Source organism: Paracoccus sp. C2R09 (assembly GCF_018860625.1).
Lineage (GTDB): Bacteria > Pseudomonadota > Alphaproteobacteria > Rhodobacterales > Rhodobacteraceae > Paracoccus.
Map to the genome: position 1 here is coordinate 103,942 of NZ_JAHKQB010000027.1, position 17,486 is coordinate 121,427.

Consider the following 17,486-nt stretch of genomic DNA (forward strand, 5'->3'; position numbering starts at 1 on the left):
GTCGCGCCAAACCGATCACAAATTCGTTGCAGCGTCCAGAAGGTCCGGGATCTCGCGGCGCAGCCCGTCCATTCCCCGCGGTTGCCAACCCGCCCGTCGCAGGAACGTGCAGTCCAGTCGCCCAAGCGCCGAGCCGTCCGCGGGGTCGGGCAGGGGCAGGGCGCGCCCCAGATGTTCGTTGACCATTCCCAGCAGCTCGGCACGGTCCAGCGCGATGTCGCTGACATTCACCGTGGCGGGCGGGCGGGGGTGGTCCAGCAGCAGGATGATCGCGGCCGCCAGGTCGGCGGCGTGAACCTCGGTCCCGATGCGGGGCGCGATGGGGCGGCGGGCAAGGTGGTCGCGAAACAGCGGACCCCATTTCATCGCAGGCCCCGGCCCGTAGACCCCGGTCGCGCGGATGGCGCATCCCGCCAGGGGCAGGGCCGCCAGATGCGCCTCGGCCCCGGCCTTGACGCGACCATAGAGATTGGCGGGCAGGGCGGGCAGATCGTCCGGCAGAAGCCCCGGACCATGCCCGTCATGCACCGCGCGAGAGGACAGGAACAGCACCCGCCCGACGCCCGCGCGATGCGCATCGTCGAACAGCATCCGGCTGCCCTGCAGATTGGCGGCGATGAAGGCGTCGGGATCATCGCCCTCGCCCCCGCGATAAAGGCCCGGCGCATGGGCGAAGGCGCAGTGGATCAGCGCGTCCTGGCCCGTCAGGTCCGCATTCTGCCCCAGCCGCCAGCCGCTCTGCCTGTCCAGCGTCGTGACGCGGTGCCCCGCCGCCCGCAGCGCGGTATGGACGAAGCCGCCCACGATCCCCGTGGCCCCTGTCAGCGCGACGCGCATCAGGCGGGCGGACCGGGCATGCGCGACAGGTCCGGCATGGGATCGCCCCGTGCGATGGTCCGCCACAGCTCGATCAGCGGGCGCAGGCGGTCCGCCTTGTCATGGTCCTGCCAGGGTTTCTCGTATTGGTAATGCAGCACGCGGATCTGGTCCCAGTCCCACAGCCCCGGCATCGCGAACCAGGCGTATTGCAGCATGTTGTGATGGACCGACAGCCCGTGCCAGTCCGGAAAGAAATTTTGCAGGAAGGTCTGATCCGTGCGCCGCCAGAAGATGCCGGGCCGGTCCAGATGCGCCATCATCGCGGCGAATGTCGCGGAATCGGGCCTGGCCGTGAAGACCCCCGAGTTCATCCTGCGAAACCCGTCCAGCCCGTCATAGACATTGGGCGCGGCGCAGAATTCGGGCATCGCGAACAGCTTGTCGATATTGCGCAGCACGATGGCATCCGCATCCACGAAGACCACCCGTGCATAGTCCAGCTGCCACAGCCGAAGCTTGATGAAATTGTCCAGGGGCGTATGGAAGGCGGGCTTGCCGCCACGGGTGAATGCCGCGCGGGCGTGCAGCGCATCGCGCGCATGGGTCAGATCGAACGCTTCCGAGGTCGGCAGCAGATCGGCCTGCACCATCCGCGCGCCCAGGCGCGTCAGCCGGGCCTGTGCGTCGGGGTCCAGGGCGCGGTGCAGCACCACCAGGTCGGCATCGGTGCCCGTCAGGCGCAGGGACCGCAGCAGCGCCTCGGCCCCCGGCAGATAGGCATCGTTGCTGACCAGCGTGACATAGGCACGATCACTGCGGGCGGGCATGTCGGCCATCAGGCCGTCGGGCAGGGGGATGGCGGTCATCCGGCACCTTTCGGTCGGGAAACGGTCGCGCCCATCACTGACAGCATCCGGCCCCAAGTCCAAGCCCGTCCCGCGATCGGGGGGGAACCGCTTGGTTCAGGCGGCGTTCACTTGCCAAGCAACCGGAGGGTTTTCCCCATGTCCTACAACAACGAAGATCCGGACAAGTCCGCGCGTCGGCACAAGCCCGCGATCATCGCCATCGTGGCGATGCTGGCGCTGGTGCTGGTCATCACGCTGGTGATGCGCCCCGGCACCGAACCGACCGAGGAAACGGGCATCGCCACCACCGCCCCGCCCGAGGGCACCCCCGTCGAGGATGCCGAGGGCAATGGCGACGAGCCGACGCCCACGGTCACCCCCGAGGACGGCGTGCCCGATGCCGACGATGCGGCCCCCGAAGGCCAGTCCGACGCCCAGAACTGACCCGCCGGGCCGCGACGGGCCCGGTCCCACCTGACGAGTTCGTGATAGCGCCCCTGCCATGACAAGACCTCACGTATTTGAGATAACCGCCCGAGCCGACGCGGAACGCGTCACGGGCAGACATACTCAAGAACAAGGTCGGGGCAGGAATGAGACTTCTCGGAAAACTGTTGGTCGCATGCATGGCGCTGGCGATCGTGGCATCATGTTCTCGGACGCCGCCAAGCGGGGGGTATCGCAACGCCCCCGGACCGGGCGCCAATTCGCAGCTGGGCGATCGTGCGCCGCATTCGTGGGACTATGCCGCGCCCTATGGGCACCAGGTCCACGGGATCGACATTTCCCGCTGGCAGGGCGACATCGACTGGAACCGCGTGCGCGGGGCGGGCATCAGCTTCGCCTTCATCAAGGCGACCGAGGGCGGGGATCACCTGGATCCGAACTTCCACCGCTACTGGCGCGAGGCGGGGCAGGCACGCATTCCGCGCGGGGCCTATCACTTCTACTATTTCTGCCGTTCGGGTGCGGAGAACGCGGCATGGTTCATCCGCAACGTCCCGCGCGAGGCCGGTTCGCTTCCGCCCGTGCTGGACATGGAATGGTCGCATTCCAAGACCTGCCCGCGTCGCCCCTCGGCATCCGAGATCAAGCGCGAGGCCGAGGTCTTCCTGCAGCTGGTCGGACGTCACTACGGGCAGCGTCCCATCATCTATACCACGGTCGATTTCTACCGTGACAACCAAATGGGCGACATGCGTGCCGAGTTCTGGCTGCGTTCGGTCGCCAATCATCCCAGCCGGATCTATCCGGGTCAGCGTTGGGGCTTCTGGCAATATACCGGCACCGGGATCGTCCCGGGCATCAAGGGCGACACCGATCTGAACGCCTTTGCCGGTTCCGCAACGGATTGGGCAAGATGGTTGCAGACACGAATGGTGCGGTAGTCTCGCATCGCTGGCTGAAGATCGAATTCGCGGCGCTTTATATCGGGGCGCCGCTGGCCATGGCGATCTATCTGCCGCCGGGGCGCCTGTTCCAGGCTCTGGTGATCTTCAGCCTTGCGGGCATCGCCCTTCTCTATGCGACCGGCGGCTTTCAGTGGCGGGTCCTGGTCCGCGGCTGGAGCCGCCTTCCCTGGCTGGAGATCCTAGGGATCACGCTGGCCACCTTGTTCGCGGGCTGGGCCATCCTGGCAACCCTGCAACCGGACGCGCTGTTTTCGCTGATCCGCAACCGGCCCGAATTCCTGCCCTTCATCTGGGTCTTCTATCCGCTGCTGTCGGCCCTGCCGCAGGAGCTGATCTTCCGCCCGCTGTTCTTCCATCGCTACGGCGCGATCCTGCCGCATGGTCAGGCGGCGATCGCCCTGAACGCGGCCGTCTTCGCCTTTGCGCATCTGATGTACTGGTCGCTGATCGTGGCCGTGATGACCTTCGTGGGCGGATGGATCTTCGGGCGCGCCTATCTGCGTCACGGCTTCCCCTCGGCCTGGGTCCTGCATGCGGTGGCGGGGAACGTGCTGTTCGCGGTGGGTATGGGGGCCTATTTCTATACCGGCAACGTGGTCCGTCCCTTCTGAGCGGTTGACTTCCCGCCTGTGGCGCTGTTCATGCGGGGGCTGAACAAATGGGGACCCATCATGCACGCCTATCGCAGCCATACCTGCGGCGATCTGACTGCCGCCAATGCCGGTGAAACCATCCGCCTTTCGGGCTGGGTCCATCGTGTGCGCGACCATGGCGGGGTCCTGTTCGTCGATCTTCGCGACCATTACGGGATGACGCAGGTCCTGGCCGACAGCGACAGCCCCGCCTTCGCCGCGATGGAGAAGCTGCGCGCGGAAACCGTCATCCGCATCGACGGCCGCGTGAAGCTGCGCGACGCCAGCCTCGTGAATGCCAAGCTGCCCACCGGCGAGATCGAGGTCTATGCGACCGATCTGGAGGTGCTGGGCGCCGCGGACGAACTGCCGCTGCCGGTCTTCGGCGATCAGGATTACCCGGAAGAAACGCGGCTTGCGTATCGCTTCCTCGACCTGCGCCGCGAAAGCCTGCACAACAACATCATGCTGCGCAGCCAGGTGGTCCGGTCGATCCGCAACCGCATGTGGGACCAGGGCTTCACCGAATTCCAGACGCCGATCATCACGGCGTCCAGCCCCGAAGGCGCGCGCGACTTCCTCGTGCCCTCGCGTCTGCATCCGGGCAAGTTCTATGCCCTGCCGCAGGCCCCCCAGCAGTTCAAGCAGCTGATCATGGTCGCGGGCTTCGACAGGTATTTCCAGATCGCGCCCTGCTTCCGCGACGAGGATCCGCGCGCCGACCGCAGCCCGACCGACTTCTACCAGCTGGACCTGGAAATGTCCTTCGTGGACCAGGAGGACGTCTTCGCCGCGATCCAGCCGGTCGTGCAGGGCCTGTTCGAGGAATTCGGCAAGGGCCGCAAGGTCGATACCGAATGGCCGCGCATCCCCTATGCCGAGGCCATGCTGAAATACGGCAGCGACAAGCCCGACCTGCGCAACCCGATCGAGATGCAGGTCGTCAGCGACCATTTCCGCGGCTCGGGCTTTGCGATCTTCGCCAAGCTGCTGGAACAGGACGGGACCGAGATCCGCGCCATTCCCGCGCCGACCGGCGGCAGCCGCAAGTTCGCCGACCGCATGAACGCCTTTGCCCAGGGCCAGGGCCTGCCCGGCATGGGCTATATCCTGTGGCGCAAGGACGATAACGGCCAGATCGAGGCCGCGGGCCCCGTCGCCAAGAACATCGGCCCCGAACGGACCGAGGCGATCCGCCAGCAGCTGGGCCTGGGCATCGGCGATGCCGCGTTCTTCCTTGGCGGCAAGCCCGAGGCCTTCGAGGGTGTGGCAGGCCGCGCCCGCAACGAGATCGGCCGCGAGCTGGGCCTGACCGACGAGAACCAGTTCAAGTTCGCCTGGATCGTCGATTTCCCGATGTACGAGAAGGACGACGAGGGCAAGATCGACTTCAGCCACAACCCGTTCAGCATGCCGCAGGGCGGACTGGACGCGCTGAACGGCGATCCGCTGGCGGTCAAGGGTTACCAGTACGACCTGGCCTGCAACGGCTACGAGCTGATCTCGGGCGCGATCCGGAACCACAAGCCGGAAATCATGTTCAAGGCGTTCGAACTGGCCGGCTATGGCGCCGACGAGGTCGAGAAGCGCTTTGGCGGCATGGTCAAGGCGTTCCGCTATGGCGCGCCCCCGCACGGTGGCTGTGCTGCGGGCATCGACCGCATCGTGATGCTGCTGGCGGACGAACAGAACATCCGCGAGGTCATCATGTTCCCGATGAACCAACGCGCCGAGGACCTGATGATGGGTGCCCCGTCCGAACCCACGAACGAGCAGATGCGCGAGCTTCGCCTGCGCGCCCTGCCGAAAGAGTGATCTGACAGGCGGGCCCCGCGCATGGCATGGTGCCGCAAGGCAGCATGTCACCACGAGGCCCGCCGCATGATACCCTACGATCAGCTTGCCGCGATCCGGCTGGGCTTCGGCCTGTCCCCACGCCGCAGGCTGCCGCAAGACCCTTCCGAGCTTCTGTCCGAGATCGCGCAGTCGACGCGACCGGGCGATCTGACCACCGATCGGGTCAGCGCCATCCTGCGCGAGGGGCAGGACATCCGCCAGAAGCTGCGCGCGGGTGATGCCGATGCGCGCGAACCCCTGCAACAGCACCGTCGCGACGCCACGAGGACGCGCCTTCGGGCGATGCGCGAACGCTTTGCCCGCGGCGTCGATGCCCGCGCGGGTTTCGGCGAGAGGCTTGCATGGTTCTGGGCCGACCACTTCACGGTCGAGGGGGCGGACGTCTATCAGAACCTGCTCTGCGAGACCTTCGTGGACGAGGCCATCCGCCCGCATCTGAACGGGCGCTTTGCCGACATGATGTTCGCCGCCGAAACCCATCCCGCCATGCTGCGATACCTCGATCAGTCGCGATCCGTGGGACCGGGCAGCGCCCTTGCACAGCGTCGACCCAAGAAGGGCTTCGGCCTGAACGAGAACCTCGCACGAGAGATGATCGAACTGCACAGCCTGGGCGTGGGCGCCGATTACGACCAGCGCGACATCGAGCAGCTGGCCGAATTGCTTGCGGGTCTGCTCTATGCGCCGCGCCGCGATCGCGTCTTCTTTCCCGCAAGGTCCGAACCCGGCCCCGAGACGGTTCTGGGGGTCGAATACGGCGCCGATGGTCAAGGCAGGCTGCAGGATATCCGCGCCGTCATCCGCGATCTGTCCGCCCATCCGGCGACCGGCGCGCATCTGGCCCGCAAGATGGCCGTGCATTTCGTGGCGGATGATCCGCCCGAGGCCCTAGTCGCAAGGCTGCAGGCCGCCTTCGTCGATGGCGGGGGCGATCTGGGCGCAATGAACCGCGTTCTGGCCGAGGCCCCCGAGCTGGCGGATCACATGCGCGCCAAGATGCGCCAGCCCTTCGATTACATCGTGGCGGGGCTGCGCGGGATCGGCGTGACGGGTAAGCGGGTGCGGAACCTGAACGGTCGCATGACGCGCCTTGTGCTGACCGAACCGATGGCGCTGATGGGCCAGCCCTGGGTCATGGCGGGCGGGCCGGATGGCTGGCCCGAGGAGGGCGCCGCCTGGGGCAGTCCGCAGGGCCTGGCCGCGCGGATCAACTGGTCGATGCAGGTGCCGCAGCTGCTGTTGAAGGAACTGCCCGATCCCCGCGCCTTCCTGCCCGTGGCGCTTGGCGATACCGCGTCCGACGCGCTGAGATGGGCGGTGCCAAAGGCCGAAAGCCGGGTCGAGGGCGTGGGGATCGTCCTCGCCTCGGGCGATTTCAACCGGAGATGATGCGATGCTGAACCGCCGTTTGTTTCTGCGACATGCCGCGCTGATCGGCTGTTCCGCCGCGGCCCATCCGCTGATGACGCCCATGGCCTTTGCCAGCGCGCCGGGCGAGAACCGTCTTGTCGTGATCATCCTGCGCGGTGCGATGGACGGGATCGACGCCTTCCAGCCCTATGGCGACGGGAACCTGCGCGGGCTGCGCCGGACATTGTCGCGGGGGCCCGATCACGGGGCGCTGGATCTGGACGGGTTCTTCGCGCTGCATCCGGGCCTGTCCGCGCTGATGCCGCTGTGGAATGCGGGGCAGCTGGCCTTCGCGCCTGCTGTCTCGACCCCCTATCGCGACAAGCGCAGCCATTTCGACGGACAGGACATGCTGGAGGCCGGGACCGGCACGGATGCGGCGCTGCGCGACCAGCGCGACGGCTGGCTGAACCGGATGCTGCAGGTGATGCCCGACATGACCTCGGAGACGGCCTATGCCGTGGGGGCCGAAAAGATGCGCATTCTGGACGGTCCGGCCGACAGCCTGAGCTGGGCGCCGCGTTCGACGCTGACGCTGTCGCCCCAGGCCGAGCGGCTTCTGGAACATGTCTATCACGACGATCCGCTGCTGCATCCGGCCAGTGTGCAGGCCATCGCTATCGCCGAGGGGCTGTCGCCCGACCTGCTGGACGACGCCAATGGGGCCGAGCATCTGGAGCTTGCGCGCTTCACGGCGGACCGGCTGAACCGGGATACGCGGATCGCGACCTTCTCGATCTCGGGGTGGGACACGCATGCGGGGCAGGCGAATACGCTCGACCGTTCGCTGAAGCGGCTGGCGGCGGCGATCGTCGCGCTGAAGGACGATCTGGGGCGGAACTGGGACACGACCACGGTGATGGCGATGACCGAATTCGGCCGCACCGCCCGAGAGAACGGATCGGGCGGGACCGATCATGGCACCGGCGGGGCGATGCTGGTCGCGGGCGGGGCGATCCGCGGGGGGCGTGCCCTGGGCGCATGGCCGGGGCTGGGGGAGGGCGATCTCTATGACGGGCGCGACCTGATGCCGGTGCGCGACATTCGTGCCTATGCCGCGTGGGCGATGCACCAGAAGTTCGGCATCGACCGGTCCCGGCTGGAGGGGGCGATCTTCCCCGGCCTGGACATGGGGCCGGACCCGCGGCTTCTGGCCTAGAACCCCGCCACGCGGGCCAGCCGGTCCTGGACCATGCCGCTGATCCGCGCCAGATCGGTCGCCACCGCATTTCCGGCGACGTGATCGCGCGCAAGGGCGGTCGCAGCCTCTTCCAGGGCGGGATCGCGCGCGGATCGCGCGACCGAGGCCAGGAAGCGCGCGATATAGTCGATCTGCCCGGTATCGCGCGCGTCCGACAGCACCTCGGCCACGTGGTTCAGATCGTCGCGCAGGCCGGATTCGTCGGGATGGATCACATCGGTCGGCATGGCGCGGGGGGGCGTACGGACCATGTCGCGGGGCATGGCCTGCAGGATCGTCTGCTGGAAGACCGCAAGGCTTTCCACAGGCTTGGCAAGGAAACTGTCGGCGCCCGCATCCATCGCGACGTCGCGACCATCGGGATCGCCGGACATGCCCAGAACGACGGGAACGCGCGGCTCTCCCTCGGTCAGGGTGGCGATCAGGTCGGCGCCGTTCCCGTCGGGCAGGCCCAGATCGACGATGGCGACCATCGGGCTGTAGCTGCGCAGATGACGCGCGGCGGATCGCAGGCAATCGGCCCGCCTGATCCGGGCACCCGATCGCAGGCACAGAAGGCGCACGGCCTCGCTCGCGAATCTCGAATCCTCGATCACCAGCACGGTCATGCCGGTCAGCGGCCTGTCCGGCAGCGAGAGGCGCCATTTCGGCAAGGGTTGGGCAGTGTCGGCCTTCTGTTCCGTCAGCATGTCGCGTTCCCCGTTTCAGCGGTTCATCCCTGCTAGCGCGCGAATCGCTAACGCCGGGTTAATCGCGAAGCTTTTCCTTTTACCGCGCTGCGGATCGCCCTAGTAATCGGGGAAACGGAGGATGAGATGATCGGACGCCTGAACCATGTCGCCATCGCGGTGCCGGACCTTGCCGCAGCCGCCGCGCAATACGAAACGACGCTTGGTGCCAAGGTCGGCGCGCCGCAGGACGAACCCGATCACGGGGTGACGGTTGTCTTCATCGAGCTGCCGAACACCAAGATCGAGCTGCTCTATCCCCTGGGCACCGACAGCCCCATCGCGGGCTTTCTGGAGAAGAACCCCTCGGGCGGGATCCACCACATGTGCTTCGAGGTCGAGGACATCATCGAGGCCCGCGACCGGCTGAAATCCGAAGGGGCGCGGGTCCTGGGCACCGGAGAGCCGAAGATCGGCGCCCATGGCAAGCCGGTCCTGTTCCTGCACCCCAAGGATTTCAACGGCTGCCTGATCGAACTGGAGCAGGTCTGATGAACCTGACCGGGGGCATCGTGCTGTTCGCCGTCCTGTGGTTCCTGACGCTGTTCGTCGTCATGCCCATCGGCCACCGCAGCCAGGCCGATGACGGGAATATCGTGCCGGGCACCCATGCGGGCGCGCCCTCGGGCACGCCCTGGCGGCGCAAGCTGATCCAGACGACGCTGATCTCGGGGGCGATCTGGGCGGTGATCGCCACGATCATCCTGGGCGGCTTCATCAGCCGTGCCGATATCTCTAACCTCGACGCGCTGATCCGCTGACCATGTGAAAGAGATGCGTGAAGGACGCCGCCGCCAGCAGGGGCACGGCGATGTTCACGAAGGGAATGGCCAGCGCCACCGCCACCATCACCCCGGTCAGCGTGACCGCCACGCTGCGGCTGCGGCGCAGATCATGGGCCGAGCCTTCGGGCAGGTGCCGTCTGGCGGCCATCTGGAAGAACTCTCGGCCCAGAAGCCAGCCGTTCGCGCCGAAGAACAGCACCGGGGCGAGCGGCCCCAGGAACGGCGTCAGGATCAGCGACAGGATCGTCACCCCCAGCACCGCCGCGATGACGGCCAGCGATTCCAGCACCCCGTCCAGGAAATCGGGCGAGATGCCGCGCCGGGTCGGGTAATGCATCTCCTCGACCGCCTCGGCCACGCGTTCGGCGAACAGACCTGAAAAGCCCGCAGCCACCGGCGCCATCAGGAAGATGCCCATCACCGGAAACAGCGCGAGCGAGGTCCAGGAAAGGGTCTGCCCCAGATCCAGCGTGCCGATCCAGGGCAGGGCGACGCCGCCCGGCAACCAGATGCGGATCGCCCAGAAGATCGCGGCCTGCAGCGCCACGAACAGCAGCACCGTCAGCCCGAGGCCGATCAGGACCAGCTTCAGCACGGAAGGGCGCAGCAGGTCCGTCCAGCCCCGGATGATCGCGCGGACGGGCAGCATCACAGCCATGTCGTGATCGCGTCGATATCGGGGCGGGGACGTTCCGGCGGCGTCGCCCCGCGGGTGCCCAAATGGATCAGCCCGGCCACGCGCTCGTCGGGCTGCAGCCCCAGATGCGCCTGCCCGAATTCGCGGTTCAGCGCGGCGAAGCCCGTCAGCCATGACGCGCCCCAACCCGATGCCAGCGCTGCGTTCACCAGCCCCAGGCAGACCGCCCCGGCCGACAGTTCCTGTTCCCACAACGGCACCTTGGGGCTGTCCTTGGGGCAGAAGAGCACCGCGACCACCACGGGCGAGGCCATGGCCGATGCGGCCTTCTGGGCCTGCGCCTCGTCCTGGCCGTCATCCAGCACGGCCTGGTGCAGCAGGGGGGCGATGGTGTCCAGCGCCCCGCGGGTCAGGACGACGAAGCGCCAGGGCTCCAGCTTGCCGTGATCTGGCGCGCGGGCGGCCATGGTCAGAAGATCGGTCAGCTCGGCGCGATCGGGACCGGGGGCGGACAAAAGCTTGGGGGGATGGGACCTGCGCGTGGCCAGGAAGCTCAGCACGGCATCGTCGCGTTCGGGCATGGCGTTCTCCTTTGCCGGACCTGTCGCGCATCGCGGATGGGGCCGCAAGGGGCGCTATTCGCGTTCCAGCCGGTAATTCCCCTCGGGCAGATTCAGCGCAAGGCGCAGTTCCGACAGCTGCTGCATGGTGAAGGTGATGCGGACCACTTCGGTTCCGTCATCGCTCATCTGTTCGACCACGACGCGGTCGTCGAAATTCAGGATGACGACATCCTCGTTCAGGGGGCGGGTATTCGGTTCGGCCTCGTCGATCAGGGTGATGACGGTGGCGTCGAAGTCGTGCTCGATGGTGAACATCCGATTCTCCTCTGGGCCGGCTGGATGGCCCGACTGCGACAATTGCGCGTCGGGGCGTCGGCCACAAGCGGGCGGTCTTGCTGACCCTTGCCCCCGCGCGGTAGGTTGGGCCAAAGGATGCATTCGGACATGAAGGACAGGGCTGGCATGGGCAAGGCTTGGGCAAGGGGTTGGCTGCGCGCCGGGCTGGTGACGGCGGCGCTGACCGTCGCGGGTTGCGCCCAGGGGCCTGCGGGTCCGACGATCACGCAGGCGCCCCAGGCCGCCCCGGCCCCAACCGCCCCGAAGGGCCTTCCATCCCCAAGCGCCCCGCATGACGGCAGCCCGCAGGGTGCCGCACGCAGCTTCGTGCAGGTCATGTCGCGGATGGAGCCCGCGGTCGAGCGGGAATGCATCGAGCGCCGCAGCCGGGCGATCAACTGCGATTTTGCCTTCGTCGTGGACGACCGGCCGGGGTTGGAGCCGAACGCCTATCAGACGGTGGACAACAACGGCCGCCCCATCGTGGGCTTCACGCTTTCGCTGATCGCCCAGACGCGCAACCCCGACGAGATCGCCTTCGTCGTGGGCCACGAGGCCGCGCACCACATCCTCGACCATCTCGACCGCAAGAGCGGGGCCGCGACGGCGGCGGCCGTGGTGCTGGGGTCGATCGCATCGGCCTATGGCGGGGACACGGCCGCGGTCGAACGGGCGCAATCCATCGGTGCCTCGGTCGGCGCGCGTTACTACAGCAAGGATTGGGAACTGGAGGCCGATTATCTCGGTGCAATCGTGACGATGAACGCGGGCTACAACCCGATCACGGGGGCGGGGCTGTTCTCCCGCATTCCCGATCCGGGCAATCACGTCCTCGGCACGCATCCCTCGCGCGCACAGCGCATCGCCCAGGTCCAGCGCGCCGTGTCGGACGTGCAGGCCGGGCGCGCGCGCTGATCGGATGGCAGAACACGGCAGCATCGGGCGATTGCAGTTCAGGTTGGGCCAGCTGCTGCGCAAGCTGTGGGTGCGCGTCACCTGCTTCGCGATCCTGGGTTTCGCCACCGCCGTCGCCGGCTGGGCGCTGAGGATCGTCATCCCCGACGAACTGGCGGGCTGGATCGGGGCGGATGCCATCGGGACCATCCTGCAGATCATCGCCTCCTCGATGCTGACGGTGACGACGTTCTCGCTGTCGATCCTGACCGCGGCCTATGCCACGGCCAGCGGGGGGACGACGCCCCGCGCGGTCCGGCTGCTGGCACAGGACGGCGTCAGCCAGACGGTTCTGGCGACCTTCATCGGGGCCTTCGTCTTCAGCCTTGTCGGGCTGATCATGCTGCAGACCGAGCTTTACGGCGAAGGCGGGCGGGTCATCCTGTTCCTGGTGACGCTGCTGGTCATCCTGATCGTGATCGTGTCGCTTCTGCGCTGGATCGACCGGCTGGCCACGCTGGGACTGGTCGGCGATACGGTCGCGCGGATCGAGACCGTGACCGAACGCGCATTGTCACGGCGCCTTGCTTCGCCCTGGCTGGGGGCGAATCCCCTGCGCGGAACGCCGCCCAAGGGTGCGATCGCCGTGCATCCGACCGAGGTCGGACATGTCCAGAACTGCGACATGGAGGCGCTGTCGGATCTGGCCGAATCGGCCCGGCTGCAGATCTACCTTGCGGCGCTGCCGGGCGATCTGCTGCACCCCTCGCAGGCGGTGTGCCACGTGACGGGTGATCTGGACGACACCATCCGCGATGGGATCCTTGCCTGCTTTACCCTGGCCCCCGATCGCAGCTTCGATCAGGACCCGGGGTTCGGCTTCCGCGTCCTGTCCGAGATCGCGCAGCGGGCCCTGTCGCCTGCCGTGAACGACCCCGGCACCGCCGAGGTGGTGCTGACCCGGATGTTGCGCATCCTGTCCTGCTGGACCGAAGAGGCACGGCCCAATGTCGGCTTTCCCCGGCTCTATGCGCCCGGGCTGGATGCCGAACTGCTGCTGGGCGACAGCCTGCGGCCCATCATGCGCGACGCGGCGGGGGTCGAGGCCGTGCATGTGGCGATGCTGCGCATGCTGATCATGCTGACGCTTCAGAATGACCGAATCTTTGGAAGAATTTCCCAGGATCTGGCGCAGGAAATTGTCACCTACAGCGACGGGAAAATCGAGAATCCGGTGGAAAAGGCGCGTATCGCGTCCCTCGCGCGACAATTGACAAGGCAATAACAGGCGGTTGTGGTGCACGGGCGACAGTGCAACCACCGGAGGAAAAAAACTCCCGGGAAGTTGAGATAAAGCTGGATAATCGGCGAAATTCTGCTTTATTCGGCAAAGAATTGCACAAATATACCCCTGCTGGCGCCTTTGGAACCCGGTGGGTGGGAAAGGAAAGGGGCACCCATGATCGGGGTTGTCGTATGGAGCTGCGCGTCGCTGGAAAAGGCGATCATCTGGTGCGAGGATCAGGACAACCTGGCCTATCTCAAGGGAACCACCGGGCTTGCGCAACCGATCCAATGGCCCGAGGCCGGAGATCTGGTCGAGCTTGAGACCGAGGCGGTGGGCAACCTGCGCCAAGCCTTCGGCGTCACCATGCTGTCCGAGAAAAGCTGCCCCGAACTGCCGCGCATGCTGAGCGAAGCCGAGCGTCCCGTCGCGCGCCCGCCGCATCTGCGCGTCGTGTCGTCGCAACTCGAAGCGCGCGCGCCTCAGCGTGCCACGACCGCATCCTGGCCGCGCAGCGGCACCGCCTGCTGAAAAGGCGGCGCCGCGATCCGATCAGGTGCCGCGCGCCAGCGCAGCCACACCCGTCCGTGCCATGTCCATGAGCCCCAAGGGGCGCATCAGATCCGCGAAGGCATCCAGCTTGCTGGGCGCGCCGGACAATTCGAAGACAAAGCTTTCTAGCGTGGAATCGACCACATTCGCGCGGAAGATCTCGGCGATGCGAAGCGCCTCGACCCGCTTGTCGCCCTGACCCTGCACCTTGAACAGCCCCAGTTCCCGTTCCACCGACGGACCCTCGACCGTCAGGTCGTGGACGCCATGCACGACGACGATGCGGCCCAGCTGCGCCTTGATCTGTTCGATCACCGAAGGGGTGCCGCGCGTGACGACCGTGATGCGCGACATGTGGCCGGCATGGTCCACCTCGGCCACGGTCAGGCTGTCGATGTTATAGCCGCGACCCGAGAACAGGCCGATCACGCGGGCAAGGACGCCCGGTTCGTTCTCGACCATGATGGCAAGCGTATGGCTTTCCTCGGTCTGGGCATGCGGGTCGCGCAGGTCGTATGCCGAATGGCTCGACATGCCCTTCTGGATGTTCAGTGCGTTCATTTGACTGCCCTGTTGCAATTGTCTGCGGGGACGGGTGCCGGTCTCAGACCAGCACCGCGCCTTCGGTCTCGATGACGCCCTGCGTCTCGGCCTCGCCCAGCAGCATCTCGTTATGGGGTTTGCCCGACGGGATCATGGGGAAGCAGTTCTCGTGCTTCTCGACCAGGACGTCCAGGATGAAGGGGCCGTCGTAATCCAGCATCTGCTGGATCGCGTCGTCCAGATCCCCGGGGTCCTGCACCTGGGCACCCTTGCAGCCGAAGGCATCGGCCAGCTTGACGAAATCGGGCAGGCTGTCGGACCACGATTGGCTGTAGCGTTCGCCATGCAGCAGCTGCTGCCACTGGCGGACCATGCCCAGACGTTCGTTGTTCAGGATGAACTGCTTGACCGGCAGGCGGAACTGGACCGCCGTGCCCATCTCCTGCATGTTCATCAGCCAGCTGGCATCGCCCGCGACGTTGATGACCAGCGCCTCGGGATGGGCGGCCTGGACGCCGATGGATGCCGGCAGACCGTAGCCCATCGTGCCAAGCCCACCCGACGTCATCCAACGGTTCGGTTCGTCGAAGCCCAGATACTGCGCGGCCCACATCTGGTGCTGACCGACCTCGGTCGTGACATAGCGGTCGCGACCCTTGGTCAGTGCCTCGAGGCGCTGCAGCGCGTGCTGCGGCTTGATGATCGCCTCGCTCGGGCGATAGAACAGGCAGTTCTTGGCCTTCCAGCCGTCGATCTCGGCCCACCAGCGCTTCAGGCCGGCGGTGTTCAGCTTGCGGCCGCGCGCCTTCCAGACCTTCAGCACGTCTTCCAGAACATGGCCCACATCGCCCACGATCGGGATGTCGGCGCGGATGACCTTGTTGATGCTGCTGGGATCGATGTCGATATGCGCCTTGACCGAACCGGGGCTGAAATCGGCCACGCGCCCGGTGATCCGGTCGTCGAAGCGCGCGCCCACATTGATCATCAGGTCGCAGCCATGCATCGCCAGGTTCGCCTCGTAGAGGCCGTGCATCCCCAGCATTCCCAGCCAGCCCTTGCCCGATGCCGGATAGGCGCCAAGACCCATCAGCGTCGAGGTGACCGGAAAGCCCGTCGCATCGGCCAGTTCGCGCAGAAGCTGGCTGGCGGCGGGGCCGGAATTGATGACGCCGCCGCCGGTATAGAAGACGGGACGTTCGGCCTGCTCGATCATCTCGACCAGACGGGTGATCTGTTCGATATCGCCCTTGCGGCCGGGGTTGTAGGACCCGTTATCGACCTGCTTCGGCCCGACATAGGTGCCGGTCGCGAACTGGACGTCCTTGGGGATGTCGATCAGAACGGGCCCGGGACGCCCCGAGGTCGCGACATGGAAACCCTTGTGGATCGTCTGCGCCAGCGCATCTGTATCCTTGACCAGCCAGTTGTGCTTGGTGCAGGGCCGCGTGATGCCGACGGTATCGGCTTCCTGGAAGCCGTCGGTGCCGATCATGAAGGTCGGAACCTGCCCCGACAGGACGACCAGCGGGATGCTGTCCAGCAGTGCATCGGTCAGCCCGGTGACGGCATTCGTGGCACCCGGCCCCGAGGTGACCAGCACGACGCCCGGCTTGCCGGTGGCACGGGCATAGCCTTCGGCCATGTGGACCGCGCCCTGCTCGTGGCGCACCAGGATATGGGTGATGTCGTTCTGCTGGAAGATCTCGTCGTAGATGGGTAGCACCGCCCCGCCCGGATAGCCGAATACGGTATCGACGCCCTGATCGCGCAGCGCTTCGACAACCATTCTTGCACCCGTCATCATTCGGGACATGTTCTTGCTCCACTCTCGTCCAGATAAGGCCGCAGGCGGGGAAATCCCGCCACGGCGTCGGCGCAAACTATTTGGGCTTCAGAACGGGGTCAATGGGTCCATGCGGATAAAATGACGCATCCCGGCCGTGATTTGAAATTATGTTTCGCGGGCTGGGGTCGTCAGCGGTTCGATTGCGGCAGAGATATGCGCGCCACCTGCTCGACGATGGGATCGACCGACAGGGGATGGGCCTCGTCGCCATGCGCCTCGGGGTCGCCGATATCCTGCCAGACGCCGCCCTTGTAGATCTCCAGCGCCGAGAAGCGCGCCTTGTAATCCATCTTGCGGCTGCCCGGCACCCAATATCCCAGATAGACATAGGGCAGCCCCGCCGCCCGCGCGATCTCGATATGGTCGAGGATCATGTAGGTCCCGAGGCTCGCGTGATGCAGCGTCGGCTCGTAGAAGCTGTAGACGAGGCTCAGCCCGTCATCCAGCACGTCGGTCAGGCAGACCGCGATCAGGTCCTCGTCACCGTCATGCGGGGTGGACAGGTCGGACTGGCGGCCGCGATATTCGATCACCCGCGTCTTGATCGGGGTTTCCTCGATCATCGCGGCGAATTCGAAGATGTCCATGTCGGCCATGCCGCCATCGGCGTGGCGGCTGTCCAGATACCGGCGGAACAGCTCGAACTGTTCCTCGGTGGCCCAGGCGCTGGTCGCCACGCGGCGCAGCCCGCCATCGCGACGCGCCACCCGGCGCTGCGTGCGCGACGGGTTGAAATCAGCAACCCGGATGCGCGCGGACATGCAGGCCACGCAGCCTTCGCAGCTGGGACGGTAAAGGACGTTCTGCGACCGCCGGAAGCCCTGCCGCGACAGCGCGTTGTTCAGCGCGGCGGCATTGTCGCCCTGCAATGCGGTGAACAGCTTGCGTTCCGCGCGGCCATGCAGATAGGGGCACGGCTGGGGCGCGGTGACATAGAACTGCGGCGCATGCGGGACGGTGTGGCGCATCATGCCACCTCGGGTTCTGGGCGGTTGAACGGGGGTCGTTTCATGCGGCTGCCGTGACAATCCGGATAAGCGACATCGAAAAATCCTGCAAAGCCTAGCAACCTTTGCATCACAGGCCAAGCACCGAAAAAGGATAGCGGCGTATCCCTTCGTGCAACCCTGCGTGA

The 17,486-nt window shown here is 66.4% G+C and carries 20 protein-coding genes; 11 read left to right on the forward strand and 9 right to left on the reverse strand.

The window, feature by feature from the left end; all coding sequences use genetic code 11:
• Positions 1-15: 15 nt before the first annotated feature.
• Both KO490_RS10850 and KO490_RS10855 read right to left on the reverse strand, forming a co-directional pair.
• The gene (locus KO490_RS10850) at positions 16-837 is read right to left on the reverse strand and encodes an NAD(P)-dependent oxidoreductase (protein ID WP_216019438.1); all 822 of its coding nucleotides are present in this window, start codon (positions 835-837) and stop codon (positions 16-18) included.
• The gene (locus KO490_RS10855) at positions 837-1,685 is read right to left on the reverse strand and encodes a glycosyltransferase (RefSeq protein WP_216019439.1); all 849 of its coding nucleotides are present in this window, start codon (positions 1,683-1,685) and stop codon (positions 837-839) included. The genes KO490_RS10850 and KO490_RS10855 overlap by 1 nt, the downstream gene beginning before the upstream one ends.
• A 138-nt stretch (positions 1,686-1,823) precedes the next feature.
• On the opposite strand from KO490_RS10855, the gene KO490_RS10860 reads away from it, so the two are divergent.
• The 6 genes from KO490_RS10860 (at position 1,824) to KO490_RS10885 (ending at position 8,137) form a co-directional block, all read left to right on the forward strand.
• A complete protein-coding gene (locus KO490_RS10860; RefSeq protein WP_216019440.1) occupies positions 1,824-2,111 on the forward strand; it encodes a hypothetical protein in 288 nt (95 codons plus the stop codon).
• Positions 2,112-2,260: 149 nt separating this feature from the next.
• Complete coding sequence (locus tag KO490_RS10865) at positions 2,261-3,055, forward strand: GH25 family lysozyme (protein ID WP_216019441.1); 795 nt, start codon at positions 2,261-2,263, stop codon at positions 3,053-3,055.
• Positions 3,028-3,690: a CPBP family intramembrane glutamic endopeptidase gene (locus KO490_RS10870; protein WP_216019442.1), complete on the forward strand. Its 663-nt coding sequence runs from the start codon at positions 3,028-3,030 to the stop codon at positions 3,688-3,690. Before KO490_RS10865 ends, KO490_RS10870 begins: the two co-directional genes overlap by 28 nt.
• A gap of 60 nt (positions 3,691-3,750) precedes the next feature.
• Positions 3,751-5,526 (forward strand): aspartate--tRNA ligase, encoded by a 1,776-nt coding sequence (gene aspS / locus KO490_RS10875; RefSeq protein WP_216019443.1) that lies wholly within the window; start codon positions 3,751-3,753, stop codon positions 5,524-5,526.
• 66 nt (positions 5,527-5,592) lie between these two features.
• Positions 5,593-6,957, forward strand: coding sequence for a DUF1800 family protein (locus KO490_RS10880; RefSeq protein ID WP_216019444.1), 1,365 nt, complete (start codon positions 5,593-5,595; stop codon positions 6,955-6,957).
• Between the two features lie 4 nt (positions 6,958-6,961).
• Entirely contained in the window at positions 6,962-8,137 is a 1,176-nt protein-coding gene (locus KO490_RS10885) for a DUF1501 domain-containing protein (RefSeq protein WP_216019445.1), read from the forward strand.
• Here the strand turns inward: KO490_RS10885 and KO490_RS10890 are convergent.
• A complete protein-coding gene (locus KO490_RS10890) occupies positions 8,134-8,868 on the reverse strand; it encodes a response regulator (protein ID WP_216019446.1) in 735 nt (244 codons plus the stop codon). The two genes, KO490_RS10885 and KO490_RS10890, sit on opposite strands and share 4 nt — an antisense overlap.
• A gap of 126 nt (positions 8,869-8,994) precedes the next feature.
• On the opposite strand from KO490_RS10890, the gene mce reads away from it, so the two are divergent.
• On the forward strand, positions 8,995-9,399 hold the full coding sequence (gene mce / locus KO490_RS10895; RefSeq protein ID WP_216019447.1) for a methylmalonyl-CoA epimerase: 405 nt from the start codon (positions 8,995-8,997) through the stop codon (positions 9,397-9,399).
• Entirely contained in the window at positions 9,399-9,668 is a 270-nt protein-coding gene (locus tag KO490_RS10900; protein ID WP_216019448.1) for a DUF1467 family protein, read from the forward strand. Before mce ends, KO490_RS10900 begins: the two co-directional genes overlap by 1 nt.
• Here the strand turns inward: KO490_RS10900 and KO490_RS10905 are convergent.
• Genes KO490_RS10905 through KO490_RS10915 form a run of 3 tightly spaced genes read right to left on the reverse strand, consistent with a single transcriptional unit; the run spans position 9,643 to position 11,207 of the window.
• A complete protein-coding gene (locus KO490_RS10905; RefSeq protein ID WP_252727131.1) occupies positions 9,643-10,350 on the reverse strand; it encodes an EI24 domain-containing protein in 708 nt (235 codons plus the stop codon). The genes KO490_RS10900 and KO490_RS10905 overlap by 26 nt on opposite strands.
• Complete coding sequence (locus KO490_RS10910) at positions 10,341-10,910, reverse strand: nitroreductase (RefSeq protein WP_216019449.1); 570 nt, start codon at positions 10,908-10,910, stop codon at positions 10,341-10,343. Before KO490_RS10910 ends, KO490_RS10905 begins: the two co-directional genes overlap by 10 nt.
• 54 nt (positions 10,911-10,964) lie before the next feature.
• Entirely contained in the window at positions 10,965-11,207 is a 243-nt protein-coding gene (locus KO490_RS10915) for a hypothetical protein (RefSeq protein WP_216019450.1), read from the reverse strand.
• Positions 11,208-11,336: 129 nt separating this feature from the next.
• Here KO490_RS10915 and KO490_RS10920 point away from each other — a divergent pair, with 129 nt between their 5' ends.
• The 3 genes from KO490_RS10920 to KO490_RS10930 all read left to right on the forward strand — a co-directional run bounded on the left by KO490_RS10920 (position 11,337) and on the right by KO490_RS10930 (position 13,938).
• Complete coding sequence (locus KO490_RS10920) at positions 11,337-12,143, forward strand: M48 family metalloprotease (RefSeq protein ID WP_252727132.1); 807 nt, start codon at positions 11,337-11,339, stop codon at positions 12,141-12,143.
• A 4-nt stretch (positions 12,144-12,147) separates the two neighbouring features.
• Positions 12,148-13,407, forward strand: a complete 1,260-nt coding sequence (locus KO490_RS10925) for a DUF2254 domain-containing protein (RefSeq protein ID WP_216019451.1) — start codon at positions 12,148-12,150, stop codon at positions 13,405-13,407.
• Positions 13,408-13,581: 174 nt separating this feature from the next.
• Positions 13,582-13,938, forward strand: coding sequence for a hypothetical protein (locus KO490_RS10930; RefSeq protein ID WP_216019452.1), 357 nt, complete (start codon positions 13,582-13,584; stop codon positions 13,936-13,938).
• A 21-nt stretch (positions 13,939-13,959) separates the two neighbouring features.
• Here the strand turns inward: KO490_RS10930 and ilvN are convergent, their stop codons facing one another.
• The 3 genes from ilvN to KO490_RS10945 form a co-directional block, all read right to left on the reverse strand.
• Positions 13,960-14,520 carry an acetolactate synthase small subunit gene (gene ilvN, locus KO490_RS10935; protein WP_216019453.1) on the reverse strand — a complete coding sequence of 187 codons (561 nt, stop codon included), beginning with the start codon at positions 14,518-14,520 and terminating at the stop codon, positions 13,960-13,962.
• Between the two features lie 43 nt (positions 14,521-14,563).
• Positions 14,564-16,318 (reverse strand): acetolactate synthase 3 large subunit, encoded by a 1,755-nt coding sequence (locus KO490_RS10940; protein ID WP_216019454.1) that lies wholly within the window; start codon positions 16,316-16,318, stop codon positions 14,564-14,566.
• Positions 16,319-16,479: 161 nt separating this feature from the next.
• The gene (locus KO490_RS10945) at positions 16,480-17,319 is read right to left on the reverse strand and encodes an arginyltransferase (protein ID WP_216019609.1); all 840 of its coding nucleotides are present in this window, start codon (positions 17,317-17,319) and stop codon (positions 16,480-16,482) included.
• Positions 17,320-17,486 lie beyond the last annotated feature (167 nt).

Bases quoted from the DNA above. Each gene is read 5' to 3' on its own strand.
- KO490_RS10870 (WP_216019442.1), top strand. From the start codon at position 3,028: ATGGTTGCAGACACGAATGGTGCGGTAGTCTCGCATCGCTGGCTGAAG.
- KO490_RS10940 (WP_216019454.1), bottom strand. From the start codon at position 16,318: ATGTCCCGAATGATGACGGGTGCAAGAATGGTTGTCGAAGCGCTGCGC.
- aspS (WP_216019443.1), top strand. From the start codon at position 3,751: ATGCACGCCTATCGCAGCCATACCTGCGGCGATCTGACTGCCGCCAAT.
- KO490_RS10900 (WP_216019448.1), top strand. From the start codon at position 9,399: ATGAACCTGACCGGGGGCATCGTGCTGTTCGCCGTCCTGTGGTTCCTG.
- KO490_RS10905 (WP_252727131.1), bottom strand. From the start codon at position 10,350: ATGGCTGTGATGCTGCCCGTCCGCGCGATCATCCGGGGCTGGACGGAC.
- KO490_RS10910 (WP_216019449.1), bottom strand. From the start codon at position 10,910: ATGCCCGAACGCGACGATGCCGTGCTGAGCTTCCTGGCCACGCGCAGG.
- KO490_RS10945 (WP_216019609.1), bottom strand. From the start codon at position 17,319: ATGCGCCACACCGTCCCGCATGCGCCGCAGTTCTATGTCACCGCGCCC.
- KO490_RS10880 (WP_216019444.1), top strand. From the start codon at position 5,593: ATGATACCCTACGATCAGCTTGCCGCGATCCGGCTGGGCTTCGGCCTG.
- mce (WP_216019447.1), top strand. From the start codon at position 8,995: ATGATCGGACGCCTGAACCATGTCGCCATCGCGGTGCCGGACCTTGCC.
- KO490_RS10920 (WP_252727132.1), top strand. From the start codon at position 11,337: ATGAAGGACAGGGCTGGCATGGGCAAGGCTTGGGCAAGGGGTTGGCTG.
- ilvN (WP_216019453.1), bottom strand. From the start codon at position 14,520: ATGAACGCACTGAACATCCAGAAGGGCATGTCGAGCCATTCGGCATAC.
- KO490_RS10865 (WP_216019441.1), top strand. From the start codon at position 2,261: ATGAGACTTCTCGGAAAACTGTTGGTCGCATGCATGGCGCTGGCGATC.
- KO490_RS10925 (WP_216019451.1), top strand. From the start codon at position 12,148: ATGGCAGAACACGGCAGCATCGGGCGATTGCAGTTCAGGTTGGGCCAG.
- KO490_RS10850 (WP_216019438.1), bottom strand. From the start codon at position 837: ATGCGCGTCGCGCTGACAGGGGCCACGGGGATCGTGGGCGGCTTCGTC.
- KO490_RS10855 (WP_216019439.1), bottom strand. From the start codon at position 1,685: ATGACCGCCATCCCCCTGCCCGACGGCCTGATGGCCGACATGCCCGCC.
- KO490_RS10915 (WP_216019450.1), bottom strand. From the start codon at position 11,207: ATGTTCACCATCGAGCACGACTTCGACGCCACCGTCATCACCCTGATC.
- KO490_RS10930 (WP_216019452.1), top strand. From the start codon at position 13,582: ATGATCGGGGTTGTCGTATGGAGCTGCGCGTCGCTGGAAAAGGCGATC.
- KO490_RS10885 (WP_216019445.1), top strand. From the start codon at position 6,962: ATGCTGAACCGCCGTTTGTTTCTGCGACATGCCGCGCTGATCGGCTGT.
- KO490_RS10860 (WP_216019440.1), top strand. From the start codon at position 1,824: ATGTCCTACAACAACGAAGATCCGGACAAGTCCGCGCGTCGGCACAAG.
- KO490_RS10890 (WP_216019446.1), bottom strand. From the start codon at position 8,868: ATGCTGACGGAACAGAAGGCCGACACTGCCCAACCCTTGCCGAAATGG.